Source organism: Nocardia sp. NPDC056611 (genome assembly GCF_042792755.1).
GTDB lineage: Bacteria > Actinomycetota > Actinomycetes > Mycobacteriales > Mycobacteriaceae > Nocardia.
On record NZ_JBHTVV010000003.1, the window covers coordinates 546844 to 562053 of the forward strand.

Genomic DNA, 15210 nt, shown 5'->3' on the forward strand with positions numbered 1-15210 from the left:
CGGCGCGAAGACTTACGATCTCGCGCCCCCGGGCGTGAGGCCAACAAGACAGCGCCCCCGCGTCGGCCGCGTCACTCCTCGGAGGAACGCGCCCGGGGGCCCCGAGGAGATTTCGTGGCCGATCAAGAGCCGCAGGACGCATCGCAGGTGAACGGTGAAGGGGGCGCTCAGATCACCCCGGCTGCCGGACAATTGCCGGAACGGATCCGAGTGCACGCACTGGCGAAGCTGCTGGGCACCACCAGCAAACGTATTCTGGCCCACCTGACCGAGATGGGCGCGCAGGCGAGAAGCCCGCAATCCAGCCTGGACCGGACCGTCGCCGAGACCGTGCGCGACGCCTTCGGACCGCGTGATGTCGAGGCCGCCCCCGCCGGACCCGAACCGATCGCGGAGACCACCGTCGACGCCGCCATCGCCGCGGCCGACGACCGGGCCGCCGACGAACTGGCCGCCGAGGAAGTGGAGGCCGCCGAGGCCGCCGCCCCGTCCGCCACCGCGCAGACCACCCTGTTCGCCAGCCCCTTCCTGAGCGAGGCGCAGGCCGAGGAACAGGTCCAGTACCAGCCGTCCGCCGTCGTCGCGGCGCCGCTGTTCCTGTCGCCGGACGCCACCGCGGTCGAGGAGACCCGCCGCAAGCGGCGCGAGCGCAAGCCGCGCGCCGAGGAGCCGGTGGCCGAGGAGAAGGTCACCGAGGACACCGCGGTCACCGAGGAGACCGCCGCCGAGGACGCCGAGGACGAGGGCGACTGGGACGGCGATCAGGATCGCGAGCAGCGTGAGGGCACCTCGCGCCGCCGTCGCCGGGGCCGTCGCGGCCGCGGCCGGGGCCGGGGCGAGCAGCACGGGGACGCCGAGGGCGAGGACGGCGACGAGTCCGAGGCCGAGGACGAGTCGGCCGAATCCGCCGAGACCGACACCGCCGACGAGGACGACGACGCGGGCGTGCCCGAGGGTTCGAGCAGCCGTCGCCGCCGTCGCCGTCGTCGCCGCAAGGGCGGGGACGACAACGAGCCCGAGGTCTCCGAGGACGATCCGCCGAACACCGTCGTGCACGAGCGTGAGCCGCGCAGCAAGCGCCGCGCCCAGGTCGACGAGGTGCAGGGCATCAGCGGTTCGACCCGCCTGGAGGCCAAGCGCCAGCGCCGCCGCGACGGTCGCGAGGCCGGCCGCCGCCGTCCGCCGATCCTGACCGAGTCGGAGTTCCTGGCCCGCCGTGAGGCGGTGGACCGGGTGATGGTGGTGCGCGAGAAGCACTTCGCCGACCACCCGGCCTCCACCACCCAGGTGGCGGTGCTCGAGGACAACATCCTGGTCGAGCACTTCGTGACCTCCACGGGCTCGGCGTCCATGGTCGGCAATGTGTACCTGGGCAAGGTGCAGAACGTGCTGCCGTCGATGGAGGCCGCCTTCGTCGACATCGGCCGCGGCCGCAACGGCGTGCTGTACGCGGGCGAGGTGAACTGGGAGGCCGCCGGTCTGGGCGGCAAGGAGCGCAAGATCGAGCAGGCGCTCAAGCCCGGTGACACCGTGCTGGTGCAGGTGTCGAAGGATCCGGTGGGCCACAAGGGCGCTCGCCTGACCACGCAGATCAGCCTGGCCGGCCGCTTCCTGGTGTACGTGCCGGGTGGTTCGTCGACCGGTATCTCGCGCAAGCTGCCCGACACCGAGCGCAAGCGGCTCAAGGAGATCCTGCGCGACATCGTGCCGCAGGACGCGGGCGTGATCATCCGCACCGCGTCCGAGGGCGTCTCCGAGCCGGAGCTGGCCCGCGACGTGGAACGGCTGCAGGCGACCTGGCGCACCATCGAGGAGCAGTCCAAGCAGGGCTCCGGCGCGCCGAAGACCCTGTACGAGGAGCCGGACCTGCTGGTCAAGGTGGTCCGCGACCTGTTCAACGAGGACTTCTCGAAGCTGGTCATCGAGGGTGAGCGCGCCTGGACCACGGTCGAGAACTACGTCCGCACGGTCGCTCCCGACATGCTGGCCCGCGTCGAGCGCTACGACAACAGCGGCGTCGACGTGTTCGGCAGCCTGCGCATCGACGAGCAGCTGGCCAAGGCGCTGGACCGCAAGGTGTGGCTGCCCTCGGGCGGCACCCTGGTGATCGACCGCACCGAGGCCATGACCGTCATCGACGTCAACACCGGCAAGTTCACCGGGTCGGGCGGGTCCAACCTCGAGGAGACGGTGACCCGCAACAACCTGGAGGCGGCCGAGGAGATCGTGCGCCAGATGCGGTTGCGCGACATCGGCGGCATGATCGTGGTCGACTTCATCGACATGGTCCTGGAGTCCAACCGGGATCTGGTGCTGCGCCGCCTCACCGAGGCGCTGGGCCGCGACCGCACCCGTCACCAGGTCTCCGAGGTCACCTCGCTGGGCCTGGTCCAGATGACCCGGAAGAAGCTGGGCACCGGCCTGGTCGAGGCGTTCTCCACCACCTGTGAGAGCTGCCACGGCCGCGGCATCCTGGTGCACAACTACCCGGTCGAGTCCTCGGCTCCGGCCGGGGACAGCGGTGAGGGCGTGAGCCGCCGCGAGGGTTCGCGTCGTCGTCGCAAGGACCGCAACGCGGCCGCCGCCGAGGCTGCCCCGGCCGTCGAGCCGGTGGCCGAGGAACCGGCCGAGAAGCACGAGGACGAGGTGGAGAAGGCCGAGAAGGCCGCCACCAAGCGGGCCCACCCGGTCGCACTGGCCATGGCCGCCCACGCCGATCACCCCGACGAGGACGGTGTCGCCGAGGGTGCGCCGCTCACCAATGGCGCTGCCGCGGCGGCCGTGACCGAGGCCGCCGCCCTGGACGCGGCGGCCGAGGCGGCCGAGCTGGTCGAGGAGGCGCAGGCCGCGTCCGGTGTGCAGGCCGCCGCGACCGCGTCCGCGAGGGCCGCCGCGGTGGTCGACTCCGAGCCGGAGGGAATCGAATCGCCGATCGCCGAGGCGCACGCGGCCGTGGCGGCGGTCGCCGCCGTGGAAGCCGCCGCGGCCGAGCCGGTCGCCGCGGCTCGTCGTCCCGCCCGTCGCCGGGTGGCGCGAACGGCGGCGGCTCCGGCCACCGAGAGCAAGGGCGCGGTGTTCGTGCTCTCCAGCGGTGATCAGGCCGACAAGCCGGGCTTCAACCTCGACGACCTGGCTCCGGCCGTGGTGCCGCCGCGGGCTCGCCCGCGTCGCCGGGCCGCGGGCCGTCCGGCCGGTGCGCCGGAGGGCGAGAACTAGCCGGTCAGCGTGAGATGAGCTGTGGCCCCGCCGGATTCCGGCGGGGCCACAGCTTTTCCCCGGGGTGATGAACGCCATTCACGGATCGCTCACGGTCCGGCCATGTCGAGCGCACAGGCTCCGGGCGTCCGATCACGACTGAAGAAGGAAATACCATGGGCTCCGCAGCCGACTTCCTGAGCGATGTGCTCGTGCAGACCATCACCAAGCTGCTCTCCGCGGGCAGCAGCAGCGTCAGCGCGAAGTAGCGCCCGCCGCCGGACGACCGTGGCCCCGCCGGAATCCGGTGGGGCCACGGGCTTTTCCCGGCAGATCAGGCGAGTTCGTAGTCGAACCAGATGCGGTGGGTGCCGTCGGCGTCGATGGAGATATCGCCCGTGCCGGTGATGCCCGCGAGCGCGCCGGTGCCGCTGCCCACGACGATGACGAAGAACCCGTCGCGGCGATCGGCGCCCGTGGTCGAGGCCGAGTGCGCGAAGTTGAACGCGCCCGCGCGCCCGTTCAGCGTGCCTTCGAACGATTCCATCGCCAGGTAGGTCCCGATGCCCTTCTCCTGGTCGAAGGCGGCGGTGAACAGGGTGGCCGCCCGCCCGGAGATCTCGCCCTCGAACTGCTTCTCCATCATCGACAGTCCGACCGGCAGGCCGGTGGCGATGGCGGGGTCGGGGGTGACATCGGTGGGGGTGAAGGACTTGACGCTGAAGGTGCCGGTCGCTCGCATGACTCGATTCTGCCGGGGCGGCCGGGTGCGATCTTGTAAGAACGCGACAGCGCGGGCCGAGAGATGGGCTGCCCCGGTTTGGTCGGGGTTGGCGAGTCCTGTAGTCTTGGTCAGTCGCTGCCCCCTGCGATGGCACTCTGTTGTGACTAGTGCTGTGAGTGGGCCCATCGGTTCGCAGAACCTCTGGCCCGAGGCGGCGGTGAATACCCCCAGACCAGTCTGCGGCGGATGCCGGTGTGAACACCGGTGACCGGCCGTGTGAGCATAGTGCCGAGCACTTGTAAAGAAAGAAGGGCAGCCGACCGATGGCAACGTACGCAATCGTCAAGACCGGCGGAAAGCAGTACAAGGTCGCGGTCGGTGACCTGGTGAAGGTCGAGAAGATCGAGGGTGAGCCGGGCACTTCGGTGTCGCTGGCGCCGGTGCTCGTCGTTGACGGCTCCGAGCTGACCTCCGATGCTGACAAGCTGGCGAAGGTTTCCGTGTCCGCCGAGGTCGTCGAACAGACCAAGGGCCCGAAGATCCGCATCCACAAGTTCAAGAACAAGACCGGCTACCACAAGCGTCAGGGCCACCGTCAGAAGCTGACGGTCCTGAAGGTCACCGGCATCAAGTAATCCGACTTGGGGTTCGTCACCCCTGCACGAGGAGTTAGTCATGGCACATAAAAAGGGTGCATCCAGCTCGCGCAATGGTCGCGATTCGAATGCCCAGCGGCTCGGTGTGAAGCGCTTCGGCGGTCAGACCGTCAAGGCCGGCGAGATCCTGGTCCGCCAGCGCGGCACGCACTTCCACCCCGGCGTCAACGTCGGCCGTGGCGGCGACGACACGCTGTTCGCTCTCGAGGCGGGCGCGGTGCAGTTCGGCACCAAGCGTGGTCGCAAGACCGTCAACATCGTGGTGCCGGAGCCGGTGAACGCCTGACCGGCGCACCGGAGTTCGCTCCACTAGCTTTCCGAAGCGGGTCAGGGTTTGTAGTAGCCCTGGCCCGCTTCTTTTTGTTCAGACACAGTGCTGTTCACAGCCCCGCTTCTGTCATTCCTGGCCGAGGCCCGGGGCGTCACATCCAGTCGACAAGTCCTGAAGGAGGATGATCACCGATATGTCCAAATTCATCGACCGTGTCGAGCTGCACGTGCGCGCGGGCAAGGGTGGGCACGGCTGCGCCTCGGTGCGCAGGGAGAAGTTCATGCCGTTGGGTGGTCCCGATGGCGGCAACGGCGGCAATGGCGGGGACGTGACCCTCGAGGTCGACCCGAACGTGCACACGCTGCTGGACTTCCATTTCCATCCGCATGCCAAGGGCGGCAACGGCAAGCCCGGTGAGGGCAGCAACCGCAATGGCAAGCAGGGCGAGGGGCTGCTGCTGAAGGTGCCGGACGGCACCGTGGTGATGAGCCTCGACGGTGAGGTGCTCGCGGACCTGACCGGTGCGGGCACCCAGTATGTGGCGGCGCGCGGCGGTCGCGGCGGGCTGGGCAACGCGGCGCTGGTGTCCAAGGCGCGCAAGGCGCCCGGCTTCGCGCTGCTCGGCGAGGACGGCCAGGAGCGCGATGTCGTTCTGGAGCTGAAGTCGGTCGCCGATGTCGGCCTGGTCGGCTTCCCGTCGGCCGGCAAGTCGTCGCTGGTGTCGGTGCTCTCGGCGGCCAAGCCGAAGATCGCGGACTACCCGTTCACCACGCTCGTGCCGAACCTCGGTGTGGTGCTCGCGGGTGACACCACCTTCACCGTGGCCGATGTGCCCGGTCTGATTCCGGGTGCGAGCGAGGGCCGCGGACTGGGCCTGGACTTCCTGCGGCATCTGGAGCGTTGCGCGGTGCTGGCCCACGTGGTCGACTGCGCCACTCTGGAACCCGGCCGCGATCCGGTGTCGGATGTGGACGCGCTCGAGGCCGAGCTGGCCGCTTATCAGCCCGCGCTGGCCGGTGACACCGGTCTGGGTGATCTGGCCGATCGCCCGCGCGTGGTGATTCTCAACAAGGCCGACATCCCCGATGCCGACGAGCTGGCCGAGTTCGTGCTGCCGGAATTCGAGAAGCGCGGCTGGCCGGTGTTCAAGATCTCGGCGGTGAGCCGGGAAGGCTTGCGGCCGTTGACCTTCGCACTCGCCGAGCTGGTCGCCGAATACCGCACCGCGCATCCGAAGGCGGAGCCGAAGCGTGCGATCATCCGCCCGGTCATCAAGGGCGACAGTGGTTTCCGCGTGATTCGCGATCCTGAGGTCGAAGGCGGCTTCATCGTGGTGGGCGAGCGCCCCGAGCGGTGGGTGCGCCAGACCCAGTTCGACAACGACGAGGCCGTGGGTTACCTGGCCGACCGCCTGGCTCGCCTCGGCGTCGAGGACGAGCTGGTCAAGCTGGGTGCGGAGCCCGGCGCTTCGGTGACCATCGCGGACTACTGCTTCGATTGGGAGCCTTCGATTTCCGCGGGCGTGGAAACCTTGATGACCCGCCGCGGCGTGGACCCGCGTCTGGATCAGACCGAGCGCATCGGCGCGGCGGAGCGCAAGCACGCCTCGCGCGTGCGCCGTGGTCTGGTCACCGACGACGAGTAATACAGTGCCGCGTGGCCGTTCGCGAGGAGGCGAACGGCCGGTGCGGACGGACAATGAATTCGGGTGCGACGGTGCGTGGGTATCGCGGGCGAATTGAGGTGTGGTGCAAGTGAGTTCGAGTGGCGCGCAGGCCAATGGAGCGGCGGAGCTCGGCGCTGACGGGCTCAGTGCCGCGCGGCGGGCCATCGCGTCCGCGCGCAGCGTCGTGGTGAAGATCGGGTCGTCGGCGCTGACCAGCCTGGAAGGCGGTCTGGACACCGGCCGCCTGGACCAGCTGGCCGACGCGGTCGAGGGCCGCATGCGGGCGGGTTCGGATCTGGTGGTGGTGTCCTCGGGCGCCATCGGCGCGGGCATGGCCCCGCTCGGATTGTCCAAGCGGCCCAAGGATCTCGCCACCAAGCAGGCCGCCGCGAGTGTCGGTCAGCTGGCGCTGGCGCACGCGTGGGGGACCTCGTTCGCCCGCTACGACCGGGTGGTCGGGCAGGTGTTGTTAAGCGCGGGCGACTTCGGCCGCCGCGAGCCGCATCGCAATGCGCAGCGGACCCTGGACCGGCTGCGGTCGCTGCATGCCATCGCCGTGGTGAACGAGAACGACACTGTCGCAACGGAAGAGATCCGGTTCGGCGACAACGACCGGCTCGCGGCGCTGGTCGCGCATCTGGTGGGCGCGGACGCGCTGATCCTGCTGTCGGACGTGGACGGCCTCTACGACGGTGACCCGCGCAAGGGTTCGGCGAACTTCATTCCCGAGGTGCGCAGCAGTGCGGATCTGGACGGCGTGATCGCCGGTTCGGGTGGTGCGCTGGGTACCGGGGGTATGGCGTCGAAGCTGTCCGCCGCCCGGCTGGCCGCCGACGCCGGCGTGCCCGTGCTGCTGGCCGCCGCGTCGGACGCGGCGGCGGCGTTGTCGGGTGCGACGGTGGGCACGGCCTTCGCTGCGCGCCCGGTTCGGTTGTCGGCCCGCAAGTTCTGGGTCCGGCACGCCGCCGACGCGCGGGGTGCGGTGCATCTGGACGCGGGTGCGGTGGCGGCCGTGGCCGAGCGTCGCCATTCCCTGCTGGCCGCGGGGATCACCGAGGTGACGGGGCATTTCTTCGGTGGTGACGTGATCGATCTGATCGCTCCGGACGGCGGGCTGGTGGCCCGCGGTGTGGCGGCCTATGACAGCGATGAGTTGCAGACGATGAAGGGCCGTTCCACGGCCGTGCTGCCCGACAGCATGCAGCGCCCGGTCGTGCACGCCGACGACCTGGTGAAGGTTTAGTCGAGCGCCGGTTACGGGCGAATCGCGCTGGGGGAGAGGGCAAGTAACCGTACAGACTGGGCGGTCGTTCTCCTACTCGAGGGGCAGTGGGAGGGCGGGGGAAGGGCGGTGGGCGGGACCGGCGATCGGTTCATCCTGGAAGTGCACCCGGTGCCGCATCGAGATGTGCCCTTCGCCGATAGCGGTTGCCCGGATCCGGCGCGGTCCGCCCTTGCCGCGCCGGGCTCGCGGTCCGGCGGCCGCCCGCGGCTCCGGGTGCGCCCGCAGCGCCCGTGGAGGTAGGTATGTACGTACCCCAACCTGATAGCACCCAGTTGTGGCGGGCGAGCGGCCGTGACACCAGAGGCGACGACCCGCTGCTGCCCGACTGGCACGAACTGCTGGCCGCGTTCTGCGGTCACATCGGGGATCAGCCCGAGGACCACCCGGTCACCCGCTGGTCCCGCGCGCTGGCCGAACTGCATCTGCAGCGACGCCGGGTCCGCTCCGGCGACGTGGGCGGAATCGACGAGCTACGCGCTCAGCTGGTGACGTTCATCGACGAGTGGGTGTCGAGCCGAGCGCTGCGGAGGGGTGCAGCGCGGGCGGAATCCCTGGGGGCCGTGGTGGATGCGATGGCGGCCGCGCACGTGCGCGCCGTGCATCTGCTCAGGACGGCCGAGAATGTGTCGGACGAACAAGTGCACGCCGCCTGGTTCCTGCTGGCGCAGATGGCGGACGGCTGGACCGATCGGGCCGCAGGGGTTGTCGGCCCGCGGATCCGCCGTACCGCCTGAAACGCCGGTGACGCTACCGGAACCGGGCGGTAGGAGGTAGCCCGCGGTGGGCGTGTGGATTGCGCCGCACACGCCCCGCGGGCGCCTCGTTCACAGCGTCGGACGGGCCTCGATGACACAGTCCGGGGCGGCGGTCGTGGTGACCCCGGTGAGCACGAAACCGCTGCGGGACAGCAGGTTTCCGAATTCGTTCTGGGTCCGTTCCCGGCCGCCGCGGGTCTGGATCAGCATCTCCAGGTCGATGACCTTGCCCGGGTGCGGGCGGTCGTGCTCGGGCATCACCATCTCGATGATCAGCAGCCGCGCTTCGGTTTCCATGGCTGTGCGCACGGTGCGCAGGATGCGCTCGGCGTCGGCGTCGTTCCAGTCGTGGATGATGTGCTTGAGCAGATACGCGTCCGCGCCCTTGGGCACGACGTCGAAGAAGCTGCCGGGTTCGACGGTGAGGCGGCCGGTGAGCCCGGGGCCGAGCAGTTGCTCCTCGAGGCCCTCGGCTACCCGCGGCAGGTCGAACACGGTGCCGCGCATGGACGGATGGCGTTGCAGGATGTCGACGAGCAGGCTGCCGCGGCCGCCGCCGACGTCCACGATCGAGCCGAAGCGGCCGAAGTCGAAGGCCGCTTGGAGCGGTTCGGTGGCCAGGCTGCCGACGCTGGTCATGGCCCGGTCGAAGACCTGCCCGACCTCGGGGTGCTGCTCGGCGAACTCGAAGAACTCCATGCCCTCCAGCTCCGGCCACAGCGACCCGCCGGCGCGGACCGAGGTGGCCAGATGCGTCCAGTGCTTGCGATGCAGTTCGGAGCCGAAGAAGACGAACAGATCGCGCAGCGACACGTCGGCATCGGTGCGCAGCCCCTGCGAGACGCCGGTCAGTTGGTAGGTCCCGTCGCGGCGCTGCTCGAAGACACCCCAGCTGATCAGCAGGCGCAGCAGCCGGCGCAGTGCGTCCTCGTCCACGTTCAGGGTGCGCGCCAGCTCGGCGGCCGGTTTGGGGCCGTCGGCCAGCGCGTCGGCGATGCCGAGCTCGGCCGCCGCGCAGATGGCCTGGGAGACGTATCCGGCCGTCCCCAGCTCCAAGAGGGCGATATGGCCGGGGACCAGCCGCCGGTGCAGGACGGCCAGACTGTCGCGCAACCAGGTGGCGGCGCGCAGGAGTGGCAACGGTGGAATCTTGGGTGATGCGGACGCCATGCTGAACTCCCCGGGATCGTTCGGCGACTGCGGGATTCGTCCGATCCTACGCGCCGAGTCCCTGGTGGTCCGCGGTTTCCGCGACTACCCGGCAACCCGCGCGGGATCGCCGGAGGCCGCTCGGCGTGGCGCGGGCGGCTCCCCGCGGTCAGGAAGCCGCGAAGGCGGGCGCGTTCTCGCGGGCCCACTGTTCGAAGGTGCGGGCGGGGATGCCGAGCAGGGTTTCGGTGGTGTCGGCTGGGGCTTCGGGCGTGTCGGTGGTGATGGCCCAGATGTTCAGCAGGGCGCTCACGATGTAGGGCGGCATGGTGCGCGACATCTGCGCCTCGGCCTCGGCCGGGGTGATGGTGGTGATCGGGATGTCGCGGCCGAGGGCCGCGGCGAGGTGACCGATCTGCGCGCGGAAGCTGATCGCCTCCGGTCCGGTGAGAGTGACCGTGCGGCCCCGCAATTCGCTGCCGGTCAGGGCGGCGACCGCGATATCGGCGATATCGAGGGGATGGATCATGGCCAGTGCGGCATCCGGGTACGCGTGCTCGATCGGCGCGCCGGACGAGATCGCCGCGATCCAGCCGAAGGCGTTGCTGTCGAAGCCGCCCGGGCGCAGCACGGTGGTGGCGAGATCCGCCGCGTCGAGGGCGTTTTCGACGGCGAGGTGGTTCGCGCCGATGGGGTTGTCGGCGGCGTTCGGATCGCTGACCGCGGAGGAGGACAGCAGCACGACGTGTTCCACCCCGGCGGCCGCGGCGGCCCGCGCGAAGGTGTCCGCCGCGGCGGGGTCGGCGTAGAGGAAGACCTGGCGCACGTCTTTCAGTGCGGCGGTGAGGCTTTCGAGGTCGTCGGGCAGGGCGGCGCTGTCGACCCCCGCGGGGAGGTCGAGGGCCGAGGGGTCCTTGCTGGCCGCGCGGACCGGGAGGCCGCGGGCGTGCAGGGAGGTGAGAACGGCGCGGCCGATCTGGCCGCGAGCGCCGGTGACGAGAATGGTCATGAAATGCATGCTGTCATGCACACAGTTGCGAGTCAACACATATGTTCCAATATGCACGCAGATGTCGATATGCATGCAGATACGATGTGGGGATGACGACGGACGACCGCACTCCCGACGAGCTGCTGGATGCCATCGGCCCGGCCTTCGGCAAGCTCCGCCGCGGTGTCCTGCAGCAGGTCGAGAACCCGATCAGCGCCAAGGACTCCACCCGCGCGCTGGTGCTGGGCCTGGTCCTGGGCTGCGGGCAGGACGGGCCGGGGGAGATGACGGTCGGCGGCATCGCCGCGGCCATGTGCGTGGACCCGTCGGTCGCGAGTCGCATGGTCACCGACAACATCAAGGCGGGCTACCTGCTGCGCGTCCCCTCACAGCTGGACGGCCGCCGCGCCGTCCTCGAACTCAGCCCCGAGGGCCTGGAGTTCATGACCCGCTTCCGTGGGCAGCAGCGCGCCGCCTTCGAATACATCACGGCCGAGTGGCCGGAACAGGACCGCCTCGACTTCGCGCGCCTCATGCTGCGCTACGTCGACGCCATCGAGAACCTCGAGAACCGGCGGCCCACCCCCGACGCCTGAGCGTGTCAGGGCCCGGAGGTTCCCCCATAGGTGGCGGCCTTGCCGTCCGGGTCATGGCCCGGGCCGAAGTCGACGGCCGAATGCTCCCGGTCGACCTCCTCGATCCACTGTGCCGGCTCGGGCGGCAGCTTGCGCCAGCGCGCCCGCGGATCGCTGGCCTCGTCCCCGCTGTTCCCGGTACTCATGCTCTCTCCCTTCCCCGTTCGACGGTACGCCCGAAGGTCAGGAAGGGGTGGCCAATGCGAAGGGGAGGATGGCGTCGGCTCCGGCGGCGCGGAGTTGGCAGGCGGCCATGGTGAAGGTCCAGCCGGTATCGGTGAGGGCGTCGACCAGCAGGATGGGGCCGTCGACCGCGGTGAGATCCGGTGTCTCCCAGGCATTGTGGAGGGCGGCGACCCGGTGGGCGGAGTTGGCGGCGGAGACCGGGGGCAGATCGGGGCGCAACGCGAGGACGCCGAGATCTTGGAGGCGGCCGATCTCGGCGAGGCGGGCGGCCAGCGATCGGGTCAGCAGGGGGCGGGCGCCGGAGTCGAGGGCCAGGACGGCGGTCGGGCGCTGGGCCCAATCCCATTCGCGCAGCACGGTGGTGCAGGCGCGGAAGACCTCGTCGGGAACGGGGGCGTCGGGGCCGTCGAGGAGCGGGCGCAGGTGCTGGCCCCAGCCGAGATTGCTGAGGCGGCCCAGGACACGGCCGGTCTCGGGGCCGTCGGTGATCTTGCCGGACAAGGGGATTCCGAGTTTGGCCAGGCCGGTGGGCCACTGTTTGCGGGGCGCCAGGTCGATGCCGGGTCGGTCCAGACGGGTGCGGATGTCGGCCAGGTCGGAGTCGTCGACCGCCGTGTCCTGGGTGGCGCCGGTGCAGTTGTCGCAGCGCCCGCAGTGGGTGCCGAGCACCAGGCCCGGATCGTCGAGTTGGCCGCGCAGGAACGTCATCCGGCACTGGCCGGTGGACTGGTAGTCGATCATGGCCTGCTGCTCGGCCTCGCGGGCGACGCTGAGACGCTCGTAGCGTTCGGTGTCGTAGACCCACGGTTCGCCGGTGCCGAGCCAGCCGCCGCGCACCCGGCGCACCGCGCCGTCCACGTCCAGCACCTTGAGCACCATCTCCAGGCGTGAGCGATTGAGCTCCACCAGTGGTTCCAGGGCGGCGGTGGACAGCGGCCGCTCGGTGTCGAGGGCGGCCAGCACCGAGCGCACGATGTGCTCGCGCGGGAAGGCCACCGACGCGAAGTAGCTCCAGATCTGACGGTCCTCGTGGCCCGGCAACAGGATCACCTCGGCCCGTTCCGTGCCACGACCCGCGCGGCCCACCTGCTGGTAGTAGGAGATGGGGGAGGAGGGCGCGCCCAGATGGACCACGAAGCCGAGATCGGGCTTGTCGAAACCCATTCCGAGCGCGGAGGTCGCGATGAGCGCCTTCACCTCGTTGTTCAGCAGGGCGGCCTCGAGCGCCTCGCGTTCGGTGGGGTCGGTCTGCCCGGTGTAGGCGGCGACGTGGTGGCCGTGCGAGTTGAGCACGTCGGCGAGGTCGTGGGCCGCTGCGACGGTGAGCGCGTAGACGATGCCCGAGCCGGGCAGTTCGTGCAGTCGTTTGCTGAGCCAGGCCGTGCGCCGCACCGCGTCCGGAATCGTCACCACCGACAGGTGCAGCGATTCCCGGTCCAGGCTGCCGCGCAGTACCAGGGTGTCGGTGCCGATCTGGGTGGCCACATCGGTGACCACCCGGTCGTTGGCGGTGGCCGTGGTGGCCAGCACCGGCACCTCCGAGCCGAGATCGGCGATGAGCGTGCGGATCCGGCGGTAGTCCGGCCGGAAATCGTGCCCCCAGTCCGATACGCAGTGCGCCTCGTCGATCACCACCAGTCCGGCGTCGGCGGCCAGTTTGGGCAGTACCGAATCCCGGAAGTCCGGGTTGTTCAACCGCTCCGGGCTGACCAGCAGCACGTCGACGTCACCGGCGGCCACCCGCGCGTGGATCTCGTCCCATTCGGTGACATTGCCCGAATTGATGGTCGCCGCAACGACTCCCGCGCGTTCGGCCGACGACACCTGGTTGCGCATCAGCGCCAGCAGCGGCGACACGATCACCGTCGGTCCCCGCCCTTGGGCGCGCAGCAGCTTCGCGGAGATGAAGTAGACGGCGGATTTACCCCACCCGGTGCGTTGCACCACCAGCGCTCGCCGCCGGTGCACCACCAGCGCCTCGATCGCGACCCACTGGTCTTCTCGCAACCGCGCCGCCGGTCCGGCCAGCTCGCGCAGCAGCCGCTCCGCATCCTCGCGCAAGCCACGCGCGCCGGGCTGCGCGGCGGCGTCGGCGAGTTCGAGGTCGGAGACGTTCGGGTCGGCTGAGGTCACGCCGACCATCGTGCCTCACCGCACCGACACCCCACGCCCGCCGTCCGATTCTTCGGCCGACTTCGCACCCCTTGGAGCCTGTCCGGCCGCGTCGACCGACCCTGCCACCTGGCCGCGACGTGGCTGTCCGCCATCGGCGGCCGTGCCACTTCCCGCCCGCCGCGCATATCCACCGGCGGCGTGTGCGGGCGTGGCGGGGATCAGCGCGCGGTGGCCAGGTGCGCCGCGACGAGGGCGTCGACCAACCGGTCGAGGGGCAGCCAGGGGAAGCTGGGCCGGTCCTGGCGCAGTGTGATGAGGCCGTGCATGCCCGCCCACAGGCATTGGGCGGTGGCGGCGGGGTAGGGTGCGCCGGCGGCGGCCACGGCGCCGACCAGCAGGTCCATGGTGGGCAGGCCGGGGAGTCGTCCCTCGGTGGGTTCCCAGCCGGGGGTGCCGGCGGTGCCGAACAGCACGCGGTAGTGGCCCGGGTGGGTGACGCCGTAGTCGACGAAGGCGTGGCACAGCGCCGAAAGGCGTTCGGCCGCGGCCGTTTCGGGCAGCGGTTCGAGGGCGGTCGCCCCGGCCAGTCACGGCGTCCCCGAGGTGACCTTCGTGCTGCGCGCCGACGGCCACGCCGTCTTCTTCGGCGCGGACACCCTGCGCATCGCAGAACTCGACGACATCGCCCGGCGTTCCCGGATCTGGACCTGGCCCTGCTGCCGGTGAACGGCCTGCGCATCCGCCCGGCACTCAACAGGCAGGTGGTGATGGACGCGATCGAGGCCGCCGATCTGGCCCGGGTGCTGCGCCCGCGCCTGGCGGTACCGATGCACTACGCCTTCTCCAGCGGGCCGCTCGGCGACCGCCTCATGACCAAGGGTGATCGCGCGGGCGCGGAGCGCTTCCGGGCCGCCGCAGCCGATCTGGCGCCGGAGACAAAGGTGCAAATACTCCCGACCGGACAGGCTTTGCTCGTGTGAGACACCGCCGGAACCCGCCTTGATTGCGGTGCCGTCAAGATCGCGCGGAATCCGCTGCGCGGACGGACAATAGGGTTCCGGGCACGAAGGGCGTCCGGGGGCGCGCAGGGAGACGCACATGCCGGAGAAGTTTCCGTCGCCCGCGGGGTGGACTCCGCCCGGGGCACAGTTCCGTAGCAGCAGCACTGTGTCGCGGACGGTGGCCGGCACGCTGGCGGGGTTGCTGATCACCCCTGTCGGGATCGCGCTGGCCGCCCGCGGCGCGGCCGGGACCAGACAGTGGGCGATCCTGGGGGATTTCGCCGACCGCGTCGGCTCGACCTTCCAGATCCTGCTGGCCGCAGCGTTTTTCCTGGTGGTGGCGGCGCTGGCCGCCTACTCCCCGGCGGGCACCATCGTGGCCGGGCTGGTGTGGGGAGTGTTGCCCGGGATCATCCATTTCATCTTCCCGGACGACACCTTTCGACTGATCGGCGATCTACCCCTGTCGGATGAAATGCATGTCGCGCTGTATCAGTGGTTGCAGACCGGATTCCCGCTCATCGTGGGCATCCTGCTGGTGGGCGCGGGTGTAGCGGCGACGTTCCGCCGCCGCTGACCCG

The 15210-nt window shown here is 70.4% G+C and carries 16 protein-coding genes; 10 read left to right on the top strand and 6 right to left on the bottom strand.

From position 1 onward, the window contains the following. Positions 1-114 precede the first annotated feature (114 nt). Complete coding sequence (locus ACFRAQ_RS18955; protein ID WP_379101239.1) at positions 115-3216, top strand: translation initiation factor IF-2 N-terminal domain-containing protein; 3102 nt, start codon at positions 115-117, stop codon at positions 3214-3216. 313 nt (positions 3217-3529) lie between these two features. On the opposite strand, the gene ACFRAQ_RS18960 is transcribed toward ACFRAQ_RS18955, so the two are convergent. Then, positions 3530-3937: a DUF3224 domain-containing protein gene (locus ACFRAQ_RS18960; RefSeq protein ID WP_379101241.1), complete on the bottom strand. Its 408-nt coding sequence runs from the start codon at positions 3935-3937 to the stop codon at positions 3530-3532. A gap of 305 nt (positions 3938-4242) precedes the next feature. Here ACFRAQ_RS18960 and rplU point away from each other — a divergent pair, with 305 nt between their 5' ends. The 5 genes from rplU to ACFRAQ_RS18985 all read left to right on the top strand — a co-directional run bounded on the left by rplU (position 4243) and on the right by ACFRAQ_RS18985 (position 8531). Next, positions 4243-4554: a 50S ribosomal protein L21 gene (gene rplU / locus ACFRAQ_RS18965; protein ID WP_379101243.1), complete on the top strand. Its 312-nt coding sequence runs from the start codon at positions 4243-4245 to the stop codon at positions 4552-4554. Positions 4555-4594: 40 nt separating this feature from the next. Further along, on the top strand, positions 4595-4861 hold the full coding sequence (gene rpmA, locus ACFRAQ_RS18970; RefSeq protein WP_040806195.1) for a 50S ribosomal protein L27: 267 nt from the start codon (positions 4595-4597) through the stop codon (positions 4859-4861). Positions 4862-5039: 178 nt separating this feature from the next. Next, a complete protein-coding gene (obgE, locus tag ACFRAQ_RS18975) occupies positions 5040-6491 on the top strand; it encodes a GTPase ObgE (protein WP_379101246.1) in 1452 nt (483 codons plus the stop codon). A gap of 184 nt (positions 6492-6675) precedes the next feature. Continuing rightward, positions 6676-7755 carry a glutamate 5-kinase gene (proB, locus tag ACFRAQ_RS18980; RefSeq protein ID WP_357090723.1) on the top strand — a complete coding sequence of 360 codons (1080 nt, stop codon included), beginning with the start codon at positions 6676-6678 and terminating at the stop codon, positions 7753-7755. 284 nt (positions 7756-8039) lie between these two features. Beyond that, entirely contained in the window at positions 8040-8531 is a 492-nt protein-coding gene (locus ACFRAQ_RS18985) for a DUF4254 domain-containing protein (protein WP_379101248.1), read from the top strand. 90 nt (positions 8532-8621) lie between these two features. Here the strand turns inward: ACFRAQ_RS18985 and ACFRAQ_RS18990 are convergent, their stop codons facing one another. Continuing rightward, the gene (locus tag ACFRAQ_RS18990) at positions 8622-9722 is read right to left on the bottom strand and encodes a methyltransferase (protein WP_379101250.1); all 1101 of its coding nucleotides are present in this window, start codon (positions 9720-9722) and stop codon (positions 8622-8624) included. A gap of 148 nt (positions 9723-9870) precedes the next feature. Then, positions 9871-10710 (bottom strand): SDR family oxidoreductase, encoded by an 840-nt coding sequence (locus tag ACFRAQ_RS18995; RefSeq protein ID WP_379101252.1) that lies wholly within the window; start codon positions 10708-10710, stop codon positions 9871-9873. A gap of 92 nt (positions 10711-10802) precedes the next feature. On the opposite strand from ACFRAQ_RS18995, the gene ACFRAQ_RS19000 reads away from it, so the two are divergent. Then, positions 10803-11288, top strand: coding sequence for a MarR family winged helix-turn-helix transcriptional regulator (locus ACFRAQ_RS19000; RefSeq protein WP_379101254.1), 486 nt, complete (start codon positions 10803-10805; stop codon positions 11286-11288). 5 nt (positions 11289-11293) lie between these two features. On the opposite strand, the gene ACFRAQ_RS19005 is transcribed toward ACFRAQ_RS19000, so the two are convergent. From ACFRAQ_RS19005 to ACFRAQ_RS19015, 3 genes are all read right to left on the bottom strand, one after another. Next, positions 11294-11473: a hypothetical protein gene (locus ACFRAQ_RS19005; RefSeq protein ID WP_379101256.1), complete on the bottom strand. Its 180-nt coding sequence runs from the start codon at positions 11471-11473 to the stop codon at positions 11294-11296. Positions 11474-11510: 37 nt separating this feature from the next. Continuing rightward, a complete protein-coding gene (locus ACFRAQ_RS19010) occupies positions 11511-13655 on the bottom strand; it encodes a RecQ family ATP-dependent DNA helicase (RefSeq protein WP_379101258.1) in 2145 nt (714 codons plus the stop codon). Positions 13656-13846: 191 nt separating this feature from the next. Continuing rightward, positions 13847-14215, bottom strand: coding sequence for a TetR-like C-terminal domain-containing protein (locus ACFRAQ_RS19015; RefSeq protein WP_379102163.1), 369 nt, complete (start codon positions 14213-14215; stop codon positions 13847-13849). 16 nt (positions 14216-14231) lie between these two features. Here ACFRAQ_RS19015 and ACFRAQ_RS19020 point away from each other — a divergent pair, with 16 nt between their 5' ends. From ACFRAQ_RS19020 to ACFRAQ_RS19030, 3 genes are all read left to right on the top strand, one after another. Further along, positions 14232-14354: a hypothetical protein gene (locus ACFRAQ_RS19020; protein ID WP_379102230.1), complete on the top strand. Its 123-nt coding sequence runs from the start codon at positions 14232-14234 to the stop codon at positions 14352-14354. Next, positions 14336-14608 (top strand): hypothetical protein, encoded by a 273-nt coding sequence (locus ACFRAQ_RS19025; RefSeq protein WP_379102165.1) that lies wholly within the window; start codon positions 14336-14338, stop codon positions 14606-14608. The genes ACFRAQ_RS19020 and ACFRAQ_RS19025 overlap by 19 nt, the downstream gene beginning before the upstream one ends. A gap of 118 nt (positions 14609-14726) precedes the next feature. After that, positions 14727-15206, top strand: coding sequence for a hypothetical protein (locus ACFRAQ_RS19030; protein WP_357279752.1), 480 nt, complete (start codon positions 14727-14729; stop codon positions 15204-15206). Positions 15207-15210 lie beyond the last annotated feature (4 nt).

What these genes read in the sequence shown, in the direction of transcription:
- ACFRAQ_RS18960 (WP_379101241.1), bottom strand. Translation starts at nt 3,937, where the DNA reads ATGCGAGCGACCGGCACCTTCAGCGTCAAGTCCTTCACCCCCACCGAT.
- rplU (WP_379101243.1), top strand. Translation starts at nt 4,243, where the DNA reads ATGGCAACGTACGCAATCGTCAAGACCGGCGGAAAGCAGTACAAGGTC.
- rpmA (WP_040806195.1), top strand. Translation starts at nt 4,595, where the DNA reads ATGGCACATAAAAAGGGTGCATCCAGCTCGCGCAATGGTCGCGATTCG.
- obgE (WP_379101246.1), top strand. Translation starts at nt 5,040, where the DNA reads ATGTCCAAATTCATCGACCGTGTCGAGCTGCACGTGCGCGCGGGCAAG.
- ACFRAQ_RS18985 (WP_379101248.1), top strand. Translation starts at nt 8,040, where the DNA reads ATGTACGTACCCCAACCTGATAGCACCCAGTTGTGGCGGGCGAGCGGC.
- ACFRAQ_RS18990 (WP_379101250.1), bottom strand. Translation starts at nt 9,722, where the DNA reads ATGGCGTCCGCATCACCCAAGATTCCACCGTTGCCACTCCTGCGCGCC.
- ACFRAQ_RS18995 (WP_379101252.1), bottom strand. Translation starts at nt 10,710, where the DNA reads ATGACCATTCTCGTCACCGGCGCTCGCGGCCAGATCGGCCGCGCCGTT.
- ACFRAQ_RS19000 (WP_379101254.1), top strand. Translation starts at nt 10,803, where the DNA reads ATGACGACGGACGACCGCACTCCCGACGAGCTGCTGGATGCCATCGGC.
- ACFRAQ_RS19005 (WP_379101256.1), bottom strand. Translation starts at nt 11,473, where the DNA reads ATGAGTACCGGGAACAGCGGGGACGAGGCCAGCGATCCGCGGGCGCGC.
- ACFRAQ_RS19010 (WP_379101258.1), bottom strand. Translation starts at nt 13,655, where the DNA reads ATGGTCGGCGTGACCTCAGCCGACCCGAACGTCTCCGACCTCGAACTC.
- ACFRAQ_RS19030 (WP_357279752.1), top strand. Translation starts at nt 14,727, where the DNA reads ATGCCGGAGAAGTTTCCGTCGCCCGCGGGGTGGACTCCGCCCGGGGCA.